This window comes from Amycolatopsis sp. BJA-103, from assembly GCF_002849735.1.
Lineage (GTDB): Bacteria > Actinomycetota > Actinomycetes > Mycobacteriales > Pseudonocardiaceae > Amycolatopsis.
The window spans coordinates 5,582,323-5,596,023 of the sequence record NZ_CP017780.1 but is presented as its reverse complement, the minus strand read 5'-3'; the positions used below and the strand labels follow the sequence as shown (position 1 = coordinate 5,596,023).

The following is a 13,701-nucleotide window of genomic DNA, read 5'->3' as shown; positions in this document are numbered from 1 at the left end:
GCGCAGGGGACCCTGCTCCTTGGTAGCGTCCGCGCCATGCGGCGTGCGGTCTGTCCCGGGTCCTACGACCCGGCCACCAATGGACATCTCGACATCATCGAGCGGGCGGCGAGGCTGTTCGACGAGGTGGTCGTCGCGGTGGGGGTGAACAAGAGCAAGAAGGGCCTGTTCACCACCGAGGAACGGCTGGACATGCTCCGCGAGATCACCGCGAAACTGCCGAACGTGCGCGTCGACTCCTGGCAAGGACTCCTGGTCGACTACTGCCGTGAGAACGACATCATCGCGGTCGCGAAGGGGCTGCGTTCGGTCAGCGACTTCGACTACGAACTCCAGATGGCCCAGATGAACCGCGAGCTGACCGGGCTCGAAACGCTGCTGATGGCGAACAACCCGGAGTACGGGTTCGTGTCCAGCTCGCTGGTCAAGGAGATCACCGCGCTCGGTGGCGACATCGAGCATCTGGTGCCGCCGATAGTGTTCAAACGCCTCGGGGAGAAGTACGCCGAACGAGGTTGACCCGAACGGCCGAAGCCGTTGGTCGGGCAGTGGTGACCGGCGATGAAGAGTTCATCTCGGCGCCTTCTGGTGAATACACGATCGGGTTACGGTCCGAAAATGACCAACAAACGATCGCGGATAGCCGCCGCGCTGCTCGTTCTGGTAGTCACTTTTTTCGGCGGACTCAGTGGCGGGATCAGTGCTTCCCAGGCCACGGCCGCCCCCGTCTCGATCCAGCAGAACCCCTGCGGGGATCTCACCGGGTTCAAGCACTCGTCGCTCTCGTCGCTGCCCGCCGAGGCGACGACGACGTACAACCTCATCCAGAAGGGTGGGCCGTACCCGTACCCGGACAACGACGGGACGGTCTTCTCGAACCGGGAGAACATCCTCCCGAAGTGTGCTTCGGGCTACTACCACGAGTACACCGTCCCGACCCCCGGCTCGTCGAACCGCGGCACGCGCCGCATCGTCACCGGGACCGGCGGGGAGTACTTCTACACCGGCGACCACTACAAGACCTTCTCCGTGATCGACGTCAACGGCGCGCCCGCTCCGAAGTGCGGTGACACCTCGAAGCTGACGAAGGTCGGCTACTCGACGCTGTCCTCGGCGGCGAAGTCCGTGGTCGACAAGGCCCGCGGCGGCGCGACCGGCACGGTCTACGAGAACCGCGAAGGCGTGCTGCCCTCGTGCGCCGCCGGCTACTACCAGCTGTTCCCGGTGGGCACGAGCGACCGCGTGATCTCCGGCAAGGGCGGCGAGATCGTCTACACGCCGGACCGCTACGCGACCTTCAAGCTGGTGAACCCCGGCGCTTGATCCCGCCATGCAACGCCACGTGCCTCCTCGTCCGTGAGATACACCGGAACACGGAAGAGGAGGCACGATGCGGTCTGGGGACGATGCGAGCTTCAGGGAGTTCGCCAGAGGCAAGGCGCTGCCGCTCAGGCGGACGGCGTACCTGCTCTGCGGCGACTGGCATCTCGCGGAGGATCTGGTCCAAACCGCGCTCATCCGCCTGTACCGGGTCTGGCCGAAGGTCAGCCGGAAAGGGCCCGTAGACAACTACACGAGGCAGATCCTGTTGCGCTGCTGGCTCGACGAGCGGCGACGACCTTGGCGGAGCAGAGAGAACCGCGACGGCGTCGTCCCCGAAGAGCCTTCAGCCCCGGCTGAAGCCGGTATCTCGGATTCGTTGCTTCGCGCCCTCTCCGAGGTTCCACCGAAACAGCGCGCCGCCGTCGTGCTGCGCTACTGCGCCGATCTCCCGGTCGCGGAGGTCGCCGTCGCGCTGCGCTGTTCGGAAGGGACGGTCAGGAGCCAGGCCGCGCGGGGACTCGACGTCCTCCGCGCGGCCCTGAAGAGACAGCACGACGAGGCTGTCTCCGGGAGGAGCGCGTGATGGACGAACTCGAAGACAGGTTGCGCGGGATCAAACTGGCCGAGCCCCCGCTCGGCTTCGATCCGGACGAGGTCGCCGGGAAGGCGGCGAAGAAGGTGCGGAACGGGCGGGCCGTGGCGCTGACGGGGGTCGCGACGCTGGCGGTGATCGCGGCGGCGGTGGTCTTCGTGGCGCCGAAGGAGAGGGCGGCGGAGGTGGCGCCGGCCGCGCCCCCGAGCCGGGCCGAGCAGAAGGCGGGTGATCTCCGGCACCTGAAGGACGTGCTGCCGGGCATCCTGGTCGGCGCCAGGGAGATCAACGTCCATGACTTCGTGCAGGTGAACGACCGGGACCTGATGACTTCGGAGGTCGAGTACACCGACGCGGCCGGGATGAAACGGCAGGTCAACCTCACCATCAGCGGTCCGGTGAGCACGAAGACCGACTATCCCCGCGAAGGCCGCTGCGACCTGGGGCGCAGAGGCGACGCCATCGGGCCCGACCGGAAGCCGATGCGATGCATCGAGCTGGTCACCCCGGCGGGGATCCCGGTGGTGATCTCCGAGACCACACCGAAGAACCCGGACCAGGTCGGTCAGCCGATCGTGACCGGCCAGGGCTTTTCGACCGGCAAGGTGCTCGGCCGTCACGCGATCGCCTGGCAGCCGGACGGCGGTTCGGTCAACGTCGGTGACCTCGGTGAGGTCGGTGACTTCGGCGCGCCGGACTCCGGGCCGTCGCTGACCGACGAACAATTGATCAAGCTCGTCACGGACCCGGCCTTCACGTTCCGGTGATCATGGCGCGCGGTACCGGCGGGGACACGCCCGGTACCGCGCGCTTTCACCCCTAACGGCGGTCATCAGGGCAAACTGAACACAGGGAATAGTGGGGATCGCTGTAGGTAGGGAGTGGCCGTGTACCGGGTTTTCGAGGCTCTCGACGAGCTCGTCACCATCGTGGAGGAAGCCCGCGGCGTGCCGATGACCTCCAGTTGCGTCGTACCGCGCGGGGAGGCTCTCGAGCTGCTCGACGACATCCGCGATGCCTTGCCGGGCGAAGTGGACGACGCGCAGGACGTCCTCGACAAGCGTGATCAACTGATCCAGACCGCCCGCACCGAGGCGGCGGAGACCGTCACGACGGCCAACACCGAAGCGGACCGCACGGTCGCCGACGCGCAGGCCGAGGCCGAGCGCATCCTCGCCGACGCCCGTGCCCGCGCCGAGCAGATGATGAGCGACGCGCACGGCGAGGCCGAACGCATGGTCGCCGCCGGGCAGGCCGAATTCCAGAACCTCACCGACCGTTCGCGGGCCGAGTCGGAGCGCATGATCCAGGCGGGCCGCGACGCCTACGAGCGCGCCATCGAGGACGGCCGCGCCGAACAGGCCCGGCTCGTCGCGCAGACCGAGGTCGTCCAGGCCGCGCACGGCGAGGCGGCACGCATCGTCGACGAGGCGCACGCCGATGCCGACAAGCAGCGTGGCGACTGCGACGCGTACGTCGACGGCAAGCTGGCCGAGTTCTCCGAACTGCTGGCGACCACGCTGCGGACGGTCGACTCCGGGCGCAACCACCTGCGGTCCCCGGTCAACCTGCCGGGCAACAGCCGGACCTCGCTGTACGACTACCAGTCCTGATCGAGGGCCCCCAAGCGCGCTATGAAAGGCCCGTTACTTGCAAAATTTGCAAGTAACGGGCCTTTCATAGCGCGCTTGGGGGCTTCGCGGGGCGTGCCGGTAAACCGGTGGCGGGACGTGCGTACCCTGGTCACCGATGTCTGAGAACAAGTCGCCGCAGGCCAGGCCTGCGCAACTGGACGACCGGAACCCGTGGGTGCTCGACACCCGCGAGCTCGGCCGTCACGCCGGCCTGAGCAAGGCCGTCCAACGCGCCATTCCCGTCGAGACCGCGCTCGGTGTGCCCGACGTCATCACCATCGACGCCGGCTCCAGCCTCGATCTCGACCTGATCCTCGAGTCCGTCGTCGAGGGTGTGCTCGTCAGCGGTACGGCGTCCGCCGTCGCGACGGGGCACTGCTCGCGGTGCCTCGACCCGATCACCGAGGACGTCGAGGTCGACCTGACCGAGCTCTTCGCGTACCCCGGCTCCGCGACCGAGGAGACCACCGACGAGGACGAGATCCCTCGCCTGGTGGACGACCGGATCGATCTTGAGCCGACGGTCCGCGACGCGGTGGTGCTCGCGCTCCCGCTGGCCCCGTTGTGCACCGAGGACTGCCAGGGCCTGTGCATCGAATGCGGTGTCAAGTGGGCCGATCTCGAGCCTGGGCACGGGCATGAGAAGATAGACCCTCGGTGGGCCTCGCTGGTCGATCGTTTCGGTGACGAAACGGCCGATGACCAGGCTGATGGCCCCGGAAAGCAAGCCTGACGAGCACCAGCTCGTTCCGGAGAAGCAAGTTCGCTCGCGACCGCGGGCAGACCGTCTGAAGGAGATCTACTCGTGGCCGTCCCGAAGCGGAAGATGTCGCGATCCAACACCCGCGCGCGCCGCAGCCAGTGGAAGGCGGCTCCGGTGCAGCTGGTGCCCTGCTCCAACCGCGCCTGCAAGCAGCCGAAGCTCCAGCACATCGCGTGCCCGGCCTGCGGCCAGCACAACGGTCGCCAGGTCGTCGAGCCCGCCTGATCGGCAGCTGACCGACATGGGGGGCAAATCGGCCGGTGGACCACCCGCTGACCCCGCACCACTGCTCGAAGCACTCGGGATCACCATCGAGCCCGAGCTGCTGACGCTGTCGCTGACCCACCGTTCTTATGCTTATGAGAACGGTGGGTTGCCGCCGAACGAGCGTCTGGAGTTCCTCGGGGACGCGGTGCTGGGTCTGGTCGTCACCGATCACCTCTACAACACGCATCCCGACCTGGCCGAAGGTCAGCTCGCGAAACTCCGTGCCAGCGTGGTCAACATGCACGCACTGGCCCGGGTCGCGCGCGGCCTCGGCGAAGGCGGGCTGGGTACGCACCTGTTGCTGGGCAAGGGCGAAGAGCTCACCGGCGGCCGGGACAAGGCGAGCATCCTCGCCGACGGTCTCGAAGCCGTCATCGGCGCCGCGTACCAGCAGCACGGCATCGAGATCGCGCGCCAGCTCGTGCACCACCTGTTCGACGGCCTGCTCGCCGAGGCGCCGCTGCGCGGTGCCGGCCTGGACTGGAAGACCAGTCTCCAGGAGCTGACGGCGTCGGCAGGCCTCGGCGTACCCGAGTACAAGGTCGAGGACACCGGTCCCGACCACCGCAAGGAGTTCAGCGCCACCGTGCTCGTCGGCGGGCGTGAACTCGGCTACGGCTCGGGGACGACCAAGAAGGAAGCCGAGCAGAAGGCCGCTGAGACGGCCTGGCGCCAGCTTTCTGCCGAACTCGACATCGAACAGCCGCCGAAAACGACCTGACCGACGACAGTGGGAGAATCGGCCTCATGCCCGAACTCCCCGAGGTCGAGGTGGTCCGTGCCGGGCTGGAGGCGCATGCCTCCGGCCGGACGATCACCGAGGTCGAAGTCCTCCACGCCCGCGCGATCCGTCGCCACGAACTCGGCGCGGAGGACTTCAGCGGACGGCTCTCCGGTATCAAGATCACCGCCGCGCGCCGTCGCGGCAAATATCTATGGCTGGATCTGTCCGACGGGCAGGCCATGCTCGCCCACCTCGGCATGAGCGGCCAGATGCTCGTCCAGCCTGAAGAGGCCCCGGACGAGAAGCACCTTCGGGTGCGATTCCGCTTCGCCGACAACGGGCCGGAGTTGCGCTTCGTCGACCAGCGGACCTTCGGCGGTCTCGCGCTCGCCGAACTCACCGAGGTCGACGGGACGGCGTTGCCGAGCACCATCGCGCATATCGCCCGCGACCCGATGGACCCGCGTTTCGACCTCGACCAGGCCATCCGCGCGCTGCGGTCGAGGCGGACAGAGATCAAACGCGCCCTGCTCGACCAGACCCTCATCTCCGGCATCGGCAACATCTACGCCGACGAAGCACTCTGGCGGTCCAAACTCCACTGGGCCCGCCCGACCGACAAACTCACCGCGGCCCACGGCCGCACCGTGCTCACCGCCGCCACCGAGGTGATGGCCGCCGCGCTCGTCGCGGGCGGGACGTCGTTCGACGCGCTCTACGTCAACATCAACGGCGAATCCGGGTATTTCGACCGTTCTCTCGACGCCTACGGTCAGGAAGGTCTGCCGTGCGGCCGATGTGGGACGCCGATCCGCCGGGACCCCTTCATGAACCGTTCGTCCTTCTCGTGCCCGCGATGTCAGCCACGCCCTCGCGTGAGGTGAAAACTGTCGTGTATGAATGCGGGCACCGCGTCAACTAGCATGAACGGGCACGACATGTAGGGAGTGGGATGGTGGCCGCGACCGAGCCCGGCAAGACGACGCTCGCCGAAAAGATCGACAAGCTGTTCCAGATCGTGCTGAGACCCGATCGTGAGCCGTACAGCCATGAGGAGGTCGCCAAGGCCTGTCGAGAGGCCACCGGCGAGAGTTTCTCGACGACGTACCTGTGGCAGTTGCGCACCGGTCGTCGCGACAACCCCACGAAACGGCACCTCGAGGCGCTGGCCCAGTTCTTCGGTGTCTCACCGGCGTACTTCTTCGACGACGAGCAGAGCGCCAAGATCGCCGAGGAGCTCGCCCTTCTGGGAGCCCTCCGCGATGCCGGTGTCCGGGACGTCGCGTTGCGGGCCGTAACGCTTTCACCCGATGGACTCGACACCATCAGCGACATGATCGACGCGATCGCCCGCAGGGAATCCGGACGGGGCGGCACGAAGAGGGAGGCGTGAAGTGGACCGCCGCCGTAAGGAGTTGTGGCGCCGCTGCCGGAGTCTCGCCGACGGCGTGAGTCTTCCCGAACCCTTCGACGCCGAGGCCTTCATCGCGGAACTGGCGGGCGAACGCGGCCGCCCGATCGAGTTGATGCAGGTCAACGTCCCCTCCAGCGGCCCGTGCGGACTTTTGATGAGCACCGAGCGCGCGGACTACATCCTCTACCCGACCAACACCACCGCCCTGCACCGGCGGCACATCCTCCTGCACGAGGTCGGGCATCTCCTGTGCGGCCATGTCGGTTCGGACGCGGGCGCCGACGGCATCGCCCTCGACGCCGCCGCCAGCAAGGCCCTGATGCCGAACCTGTCGCCCGAACTCGTCCGCCGCGTCCTCGGCCGCACGAGCTACAGCGCCGTCGAGGAGCAGGAGGCCGAACTGCTCGCCAGCATCCTCGCGCAACGCGTCGCCAGAACTGGGATACGCGGCGCGGCGCCCACCGACGAGAGCGGGAGCGACCTCGCCGGCGGGATGGCCAGGGTCGACAACCTCTTCGGCAACCGGAAGCGGCGCCTGCCGTGACCGAGACCATCGCGTACTTCTGCTGCGTGGTGGCCTTCGCGGGCTTCGGTTACAAGCTGATCCAAGCTCGCCACACCCAGCCGTTGCGGCGGATGTGGCTCCTGAGCGCCTTCGGGATGTGCATCGCGGGCGGCATCATGCTGCTCACCCCGGCGATGGAGACCGCCGTCGGCGTCGAAGAGCCCATCGGCAGCCTCTTGAACCTCGCGGCCGACCTGCTCAAGATCGGCGCGATGGCCTTCGCGGTCGCGTTCTCGCATTCGCTGAAACTGGGGGAGGGCAAGCGGATCGGCTGGCACGTGGTGCTTTCCTGGACCGTGGTGGCCGCCGAGATCGCGCTCTTCCTGCTCTCCGGCAGCTATCGCGTCGGCGAACACACCGCCGCCGGTCCCGGCAGGCTCGGCTGGTTCGTCGCGTACAACGTCGTCTTCCTCGCGTACGGGCTGATCAGCCTGCTGACCTTCTCGATCGTCTTCGCCCGCTTCGCGCGGCATGCCGATCCCGGCCCGCTTCGTACCGGGCTCTGGCTGCTCGTCGGCGGCGGGGTCGCCGCGCTGGGCTGGACCTTCTGGGACGTCGACGACATCTACATCCTCGCCACCACCGGCGAGGTCGACGCCGGGGAGGACACGCTCTCGTCGATCCTGGCGGCGCTGAGCGTCGGCCTCGCCGGGGCGGGCGCGACGCTCAGCGTGTGGGGCCCGGCGCTGGCCACCCCGTTCCGCCTGATCGGCACGTACCGGACCTACCGCCGGATCGAGCCGTTGTGGACCGCGATGCGCGAAGCCGTCCCGGGAATCGCGCTGGACCCGGGCCCCGGTATGCCGGGAGGCGTCGAATTCGCCTTGTACCGCAGGGTCATCGAGATCCGGGACGGCCATCTCGCGCTGCGCCCTTACTTCGACCCGGACGTCCCGCCGGTCGCGGAAGCCGAGGCACGCAAGGCGAAGATCCCCGAAGCCCGTGTCCCCGCGACGATCGAGGCCGCGGCCCTGGCCGCCGCGCTCGTGGCCTCCGAGGCAGGCCGCCGGTACGCCCCCGACGACGTTCCGGCGACCTATCTCGATGAACCCGACATCGCCACCGAAGCGGCCTGGCTGGTCGAGGTCACGCACGCCTGGCGAAGGTCCACTGTGGTCGGACGCATCCGAGACCGGGCGCGCGAAACCCTGGTGGCCTAAGCCGAAACGATCGCGGTGACCGCGGCCGCCGCCGAGATCAGCGCGAGCCAGACCGGCGGGGCGACGTCCTTGACCCCGTCGCCCGCCCGCGCGTGGGAGACCGCCGCCCCGATCAGCAACGTCGTCAGGCCGATCGCCGCGGCGATCCCGAGGGGCGGCCAGAAGAACCCGCCCACCAGCCCGGCCGCGCCGGCGACCTCGAGCGCGCCGATCCCCTGGATTTCCCGGACCGAGAAGCCGAGCCTCTCGGTCCGGGAGATCAACGACGGCTGACGCAGGACCTTCGCCACCCCCACTACGGCGAAGATCGCGGCCAGCATCACGGACAGCACTACGGAAACCACGGCCATGACAGAACTCCTTGATGTGGAAGTGTTCCCGAGGTCAGACCGTGACCCGGCGCATCGTGGCGAACCCGCCGGCGGCGGCGACGCCGACCAGGACCGCGAGCACTCCGGTCAGCCCGCCGACGGTCAGCGTGCCGAAGAACGTGCCGAGCTTCGGCCAGCTGTCGGTCCAGCTGAGCAGCAGGACCCCGCCCAGCAGCACCAGGACCTGAGCGGCGGCGAACAGGACGACACCCACCACCGAAGCGCGCCGGTAGATCAGGCCGTACCACATGCCGTAGACGAACATCAGCGTCAGCAACACGAACGCCGTGAGCAGGGTCAGGTACCAGGGGCCGTCGAGCACCCAGGGCACCCGGAAGTAGTGGAGGCCGAGCCCCCAGCCGCGGGTCGCGTCCTCGATCACCTGCAACACGGCGATCCCCACCGCGTACAGCGCGGACAATCCGGCGACCAGCAAAACCGTGCCCAGGTAGTACGACCGCCTCGACACGCCGAGCGCGAGCCCGAACGGCAGTGACTTCGTCATGCTCAAGGCGCCGCAGACGAGCATGAACACGAACAGCGTGAACAGGCCGCCGGAGAAGTTGTCCTCGGGTTTTTCGGGGATCAGCGCGAAGATCGCGAGGTTCACCCCGAAGGCGAAGAGCGTGACGCCGACCGGGAGCACCAGGAACTGGAGCCGGTCCACCAGGTGATAACGCGCGACTTTGACCAGGATGTTCATGCGGACGCCTCCTCTGCCGTCGTCTGTCCGTTGGAGGTGTGCACCATCAACTGCTGCAAGGACAGCGGTTCGAGTTTCAGGTGCAGGGCCTGTGCCCGTGCCTTCGCGGCCGCGTCGAGCGCGTCGGCGACGGTGACCGAAGTGCGCGAACCGATCTTGCGGCGGTGCAGCACCCGGCGGCCGGCGACGAAGGACTCCACCGCCGTGGCGGGTCCGCTGACGGTGGCGGCCGAGCCGCGCAGTTCGTCGGCGGGCGCGTCGAGGACGACGCGGCCCTTGTCGATCATCACGACGTGCTCCAGCAGATCGGCGACCTCGTCGATCAGGTGCGTGGAAAGCAGGACCGTGCGGGGATGAGCCGAATAGTCGTCGAGCAACCGGTCGTAGAACAGGTGCCTGGCGACGGCGTCGAGACCCGCGTACGGCTCGTCGAGCAGCGTGAGTTCCGCGCGTGCCGCCAGCCCGATCGTGATCGACAGCGCCGAGCGCATCCCTCGTGAGAGCTTCTTGATCGGGCGCTTCAGCGGCAGGTCGAAGTCGCGGAGCAGCGTGTCGGCCAGCTCGGCGTCCCAGTTCGGGTAGAACCACGACGCCGCCGACAGGGCGTGCCGCACCTTGAAGTCCGGGAACTGCTGGTCCTCGCGGACGAGCACCAGGCGCCGGAGCACCCGCTCGTTCTCCACCGGGTTCTCCCCGAACACGCGGACCGTGCCCGCGCTGGCGAACTCCTGTGCGGTGATGATGCGCAGGAAGGTGCTCTTTCCCGCGCCGTTGCGGCCCAGCAGGCCGGTGATCTTGCCTTCTTCGATGCCGACCGAGACGTCGCTGAGGGCGAGGTGGTCGCCGTAGCGCCGGGTCAGGCCGGTGGTCGAAATGGTCGGCGTCATGCGGCCGGTCCTCCGTTCTGGTGTCCGTTCCCGCGGATGAGCGAGATCAGGCTTTCGTCGTCGATGCCGAGGCGCCTTGCTTCGATCAGCATGGGGTCGAGGTACTGCTCGGCGAAGCGCCGACGCCGGTCGGTGAGCAGCTTCTGCCGCGCTCCGCCGGCCACGAACATGCCGATCCCGCGTCGCTTCTCGAGCAGGCCGTCGTCGGCCAGCACGTTGATCCCCTTGGCCGCCGTCGCCGGATTGATCCGGTAGAAGGCGGCGAGTTCGTTGGTTGACGGCACGCGTTCCCCCTCGGCCAGGCTTCCCTCGGCGATGTCGTCGGCGATCTGTTCGGCGATCTGCGCGAACAGTGGTGTTCCGTCGTCGAGCACGACACCTCCGTTCCCAGTCGTCATGCACCCTCCCCGGGTGCGGTGGTTCATTACTGGACTAAGTAACCCATGAACCTCGCTCGGACGCAAGTCGCCTCCGCCTTGCGCACTACTGTGCAATGCGTGGTACCTTCTGTTGCGTAAGAGCTGGGAGGGACGCGACTGTGGAGATCAGTCAGCTACTCAAGGGCGTGCTGGACCTCGCCGTTCTCGCGGTGCTTCGCGGGGAGGACGGCTACGGCTACGACGTACTCCGAAGACTCCGGGTCGCGGGGTTGCAGGAAGTGGGCGACGCTTCGGTGTACGGGACGCTCCGGCGGCTGTACAAGGCAGGCCTGCTGACGTCGTACGTGGTGCCGAGCGAAGAAGGCCCGCACCGGAAGTACTACAGCCTCAACGAGCCGGGTCGTCAGCGCCTGGACGAATCGGCGCAGACCTGGCGGAGTTTCGCCACGACGATGAACAGCCTGTTGGGAGAGGCAGCATGAGCACGCAGAATCCGACCGCCGTGCGGGTGTACTTGACGAGGGTCAGGAGCGCGCTCGCCGACCTGCCCGAGAGCGAAGTCGAGGAAATCCTCGAAGACGTCCGGCCCCATCTCGCCGAAATGGAGGCGGAACTGGGGGACAACCCCAAGGTCGACGCCTTGATCGAGCGCCTGGGCAGCCCGGAGAGTTACGCCGCCGAGCTGCGGGCGTCCGGTGGCTATCCGCCGCGTCCGGGCGACGCGGGCGACAAGACCACCTTGCTGAAGGCGAAAACCGGGATCGGCGGAGCGCGGTTCGCGTTCTGGGGCCTGGTGTTCTCCATGGGCGGGTTCGCGTTGTTCGGCTTCGCGGCCGCGGTGTGGGTCCGGGTGGAACCGTTGCTGGGCCTGCTTTTCGTCGCACCCGTGCTCGCGATCAGCGTCGTCTACGTGGTGCGGAGGGGAGTCGGCCCGATCGCGGAACTGCCCGAGGTGGTCAAGCTCCGCGAGACCGTGACTTCGTTCCAGGCCAACCGGAACGGCAACGGAATGACCTACTTCCGCTCGCTCAAGCCTGCGTGGTGGATCCTGTGCGCGGCGGTGCTGGTCGTGTTCGGGCTGCTGCTCGTGCTTCGCGACACCGAGGCGGTGCTGTTGCTGCCGCTGATGCTGCTGGCGGCCGTCGCGGTGGTCTGGGCGGGGCCGAAGCTGAAGGGGGACAGGCGGCTGCTGTGGCTGGCCGTGCCGGTTTCGGCGTTCGTCATCGGCAGCATGGTCGGCGGGGCGGGCGCGGCGGTCGATCTGATCGCGAAACGGTCCTACGGTGGCGACTCGTACAACGGCTACCCGACGAGCTACAGCGACACCTACGGCAATTCGCAGCTGATGTACGGAAGCCAAAGCGTGGACAACATCTACGCGTTCGACGCCGAGGGCAAGCCGCTGACCGAGATCTTCCTCTACGACGAGGAAGGCCGCCCGCTCAGCACGACCCGGTATGCCTGCGAGCGGAGCTCGGGCGAGAAGCGGAAGGTCGGCGACGACAACCGCTACCCGCGGCCGCGGCTCGAGCGAGGCGTCCAGGACAACGACGGGAATCTCAACGGCTACAACGGAAACCGCTCCTATTGCCAGGAGCGGACCGACGTCCCGTTCAGCGCGGCGATCCCGAAGGGCGCGCCGGTGCCGCCTTCTTCGTCCGCTCCGCCGGCGCCGTCGTCCTCCGCGGCTCCGCCGTCGAACTCCACCCAGCCGACGCGCTAGGTGGCCCGGGTGGAGGCGGACGTCGGGGGCCGCCTCCACCCGTTTCCCGCGCGGGGGCTGAAGGGGACTTTCCCCGCGTGGGATGAGGTGAAGGGAGCTTTCGTCGCGTGGGATGCGGGGAAAGCTCCCTTCAGCTCCGCGCGTAACGAGAAGCGAACCGGGCCGAAACGTGCCCCGAATATCCCGCTGCTGCACTGATCGGGTGCTGACCGGTGTGGAAGATCTCGCCCCGCGCAAAAAGGTCGTCCACGGCTACGAACGTGCCTACCGGATGGCCGGGCGCGGTCCGGCCGTGCTCTTCGTCCACGGGATCGGCGACGATTCGTCGACCTGGCTCGACGTCCTCGCCGCGTTGTCCGGGCAATTCACCGTCATCGCCCCGGATCTCTTGGGACACGGGGAATCCGCGAAACCCCGCGCCGACTATTCGGTCGCCGCGTACGCGTGCGGAATGCGCGACCTGCTTTCCGTGCTCGGCGTCGACAAGGTCAGCGTCGTCGGGCATTCGCTCGGCGGCGGGGTCGCGATGCAATTCGCCTACCAATTCCCGGACCGGTGCGAACGGCTGGTGCTGGTCGGTTCCGGCGGAATCGGGCCCGGTGTGCATCCCTTGCTGCGGCTGGCCGCCGCGCCGGGCGCGGGGTTCCTGCTCCCGGTCGTCGGTTCGGCGCCGGTCCGGCTCGGCCTCCGCGCCTTTCGCGGGCTGCTGCGCCAGGCGGGCGGGTTCGGGCTCGGCGAGGATCTGGACTACGTGCTCGGCAAGTACGTCCGGCTGGTGGAAGCGCCCACGCGACAGGCGTTCCTGCGCACCCTCCGCTCGGTCGTCGACTGGCGCGGCCAGGTGGTCAACCTGCTCGACCGGTGCTATCTCACCGCGGGCATCCCGACGATGCTCGTCTGGGGCACCGAAGACCACGTCGTGCCCAGCGCGCACGCCGCCGTCGCGCACGCGGCCATGCCGGGCAGCAGGCTGGTCGTTTTCGAAGGCGCGGGACATTTCCCGTATTTGAGCGATCCCGCACGCTTTCTCGCCATATTGCGTGAATTCCTCACCGGAACCGACGTCGCCAGCCATGACACGGACCAATGGCGAACGCTCTTGCGCACCGGAAGCGCCCGGCCGGACGACCCGGAGCCGCGCCAAGCCGCGATTCCGAGCGGAACGTGACCCAATGGAGCCCTTTCGTCCCGCCCC

At 68.0% G+C, this 13,701-nt stretch carries 19 protein-coding genes; 15 read left to right on the top strand and 4 right to left on the bottom strand.

Annotation, left to right across the window (positions count from 1 at the left end):
• The first annotated feature begins 36 nt into the window (after positions 1-36).
• From coaD to BKN51_RS24290, 12 genes are all read left to right on the top strand, one after another.
• Entirely contained in the window at positions 37-519 is a 483-nt protein-coding gene (coaD, locus tag BKN51_RS24345; RefSeq protein ID WP_101609798.1) for a pantetheine-phosphate adenylyltransferase, read from the top strand.
• Positions 520-618: 99 nt separating this feature from the next.
• Positions 619-1,323, top strand: coding sequence for a ribonuclease domain-containing protein (locus tag BKN51_RS24340; RefSeq protein ID WP_101609797.1), 705 nt, complete (start codon positions 619-621; stop codon positions 1,321-1,323).
• Between the two features lie 67 nt (positions 1,324-1,390).
• Positions 1,391-1,906, top strand: coding sequence for an RNA polymerase sigma factor (locus BKN51_RS24335; protein WP_101609796.1), 516 nt, complete (start codon positions 1,391-1,393; stop codon positions 1,904-1,906).
• Positions 1,906-2,682 carry a hypothetical protein gene (locus BKN51_RS24330; protein ID WP_101609795.1) on the top strand — a complete coding sequence of 259 codons (777 nt, stop codon included), beginning with the start codon at positions 1,906-1,908 and terminating at the stop codon, positions 2,680-2,682. The genes BKN51_RS24335 and BKN51_RS24330 overlap by 1 nt, the downstream gene beginning before the upstream one ends.
• A 120-nt stretch (positions 2,683-2,802) precedes the next feature.
• Positions 2,803-3,528, top strand: coding sequence for a DivIVA domain-containing protein (locus tag BKN51_RS24325; protein ID WP_101613428.1), 726 nt, complete (start codon positions 2,803-2,805; stop codon positions 3,526-3,528).
• 136 nt (positions 3,529-3,664) lie between these two features.
• Positions 3,665-4,282 carry a YceD family protein gene (locus BKN51_RS24320; protein WP_101609794.1) on the top strand — a complete coding sequence of 206 codons (618 nt, stop codon included), beginning with the start codon at positions 3,665-3,667 and terminating at the stop codon, positions 4,280-4,282.
• A 72-nt stretch (positions 4,283-4,354) separates the two neighbouring features.
• Complete coding sequence (gene rpmF, locus BKN51_RS24315) at positions 4,355-4,537, top strand: 50S ribosomal protein L32 (protein ID WP_005160412.1); 183 nt, start codon at positions 4,355-4,357, stop codon at positions 4,535-4,537.
• Between the two features lie 16 nt (positions 4,538-4,553).
• Complete coding sequence (gene rnc, locus BKN51_RS24310) at positions 4,554-5,300, top strand: ribonuclease III (RefSeq protein WP_020630746.1); 747 nt, start codon at positions 4,554-4,556, stop codon at positions 5,298-5,300.
• Between the two features lie 26 nt (positions 5,301-5,326).
• On the top strand, positions 5,327-6,187 hold the full coding sequence (gene mutM / locus BKN51_RS24305; RefSeq protein WP_101609793.1) for a bifunctional DNA-formamidopyrimidine glycosylase/DNA-(apurinic or apyrimidinic site) lyase: 861 nt from the start codon (positions 5,327-5,329) through the stop codon (positions 6,185-6,187).
• A 68-nt stretch (positions 6,188-6,255) separates the two neighbouring features.
• The gene (locus tag BKN51_RS24300; RefSeq protein WP_037311474.1) at positions 6,256-6,696 is read left to right on the top strand and encodes a helix-turn-helix domain-containing protein; all 441 of its coding nucleotides are present in this window, start codon (positions 6,256-6,258) and stop codon (positions 6,694-6,696) included.
• A gap of 1 nt (position 6,697) precedes the next feature.
• Positions 6,698-7,261, top strand: coding sequence for a hypothetical protein (locus BKN51_RS24295; RefSeq protein WP_168214382.1), 564 nt, complete (start codon positions 6,698-6,700; stop codon positions 7,259-7,261).
• Entirely contained in the window at positions 7,258-8,442 is a 1,185-nt protein-coding gene (locus BKN51_RS24290; RefSeq protein ID WP_101609792.1) for an MAB_1171c family putative transporter, read from the top strand. Before BKN51_RS24295 ends, BKN51_RS24290 begins: the two co-directional genes overlap by 4 nt.
• On the opposite strand, the gene BKN51_RS24285 is transcribed toward BKN51_RS24290, so the two are convergent.
• The 4 genes from BKN51_RS24285 to BKN51_RS24270 are packed head-to-tail and all read right to left on the bottom strand — an operon-like array spanning position 8,439 to position 10,801.
• A complete protein-coding gene (locus BKN51_RS24285; RefSeq protein ID WP_101609791.1) occupies positions 8,439-8,792 on the bottom strand; it encodes a DoxX family protein in 354 nt (117 codons plus the stop codon). The genes BKN51_RS24290 and BKN51_RS24285 overlap by 4 nt on opposite strands.
• A 34-nt stretch (positions 8,793-8,826) precedes the next feature.
• On the bottom strand, positions 8,827-9,516 hold the full coding sequence (locus BKN51_RS24280) for an ABC transporter permease (protein ID WP_101609790.1): 690 nt from the start codon (positions 9,514-9,516) through the stop codon (positions 8,827-8,829).
• Complete coding sequence (locus BKN51_RS24275; protein ID WP_101609789.1) at positions 9,513-10,403, bottom strand: ABC transporter ATP-binding protein; 891 nt, start codon at positions 10,401-10,403, stop codon at positions 9,513-9,515. Before BKN51_RS24275 ends, BKN51_RS24280 begins: the two co-directional genes overlap by 4 nt.
• Positions 10,400-10,801, bottom strand: coding sequence for a GntR family transcriptional regulator (locus tag BKN51_RS24270; RefSeq protein ID WP_199192913.1), 402 nt, complete (start codon positions 10,799-10,801; stop codon positions 10,400-10,402). Before BKN51_RS24270 ends, BKN51_RS24275 begins: the two co-directional genes overlap by 4 nt.
• Before the next feature lie 140 nt (positions 10,802-10,941).
• Between BKN51_RS24270 and BKN51_RS24265 the strand changes: the two genes are divergently transcribed.
• The 3 genes from BKN51_RS24265 (at position 10,942) to BKN51_RS24255 (ending at position 13,674) form a co-directional block, all read left to right on the top strand.
• Positions 10,942-11,265 carry a PadR family transcriptional regulator gene (locus BKN51_RS24265; protein ID WP_101609787.1) on the top strand — a complete coding sequence of 108 codons (324 nt, stop codon included), beginning with the start codon at positions 10,942-10,944 and terminating at the stop codon, positions 11,263-11,265.
• Positions 11,262-12,506: a DUF1700 domain-containing protein gene (locus BKN51_RS24260; RefSeq protein ID WP_101609786.1), complete on the top strand. Its 1,245-nt coding sequence runs from the start codon at positions 11,262-11,264 to the stop codon at positions 12,504-12,506. The genes BKN51_RS24265 and BKN51_RS24260 overlap by 4 nt, the downstream gene beginning before the upstream one ends.
• A 271-nt stretch (positions 12,507-12,777) precedes the next feature.
• A complete protein-coding gene (locus BKN51_RS24255) occupies positions 12,778-13,674 on the top strand; it encodes an alpha/beta fold hydrolase (RefSeq protein ID WP_369862244.1) in 897 nt (298 codons plus the stop codon).
• Positions 13,675-13,701: the final 27 nt, after the last annotated feature.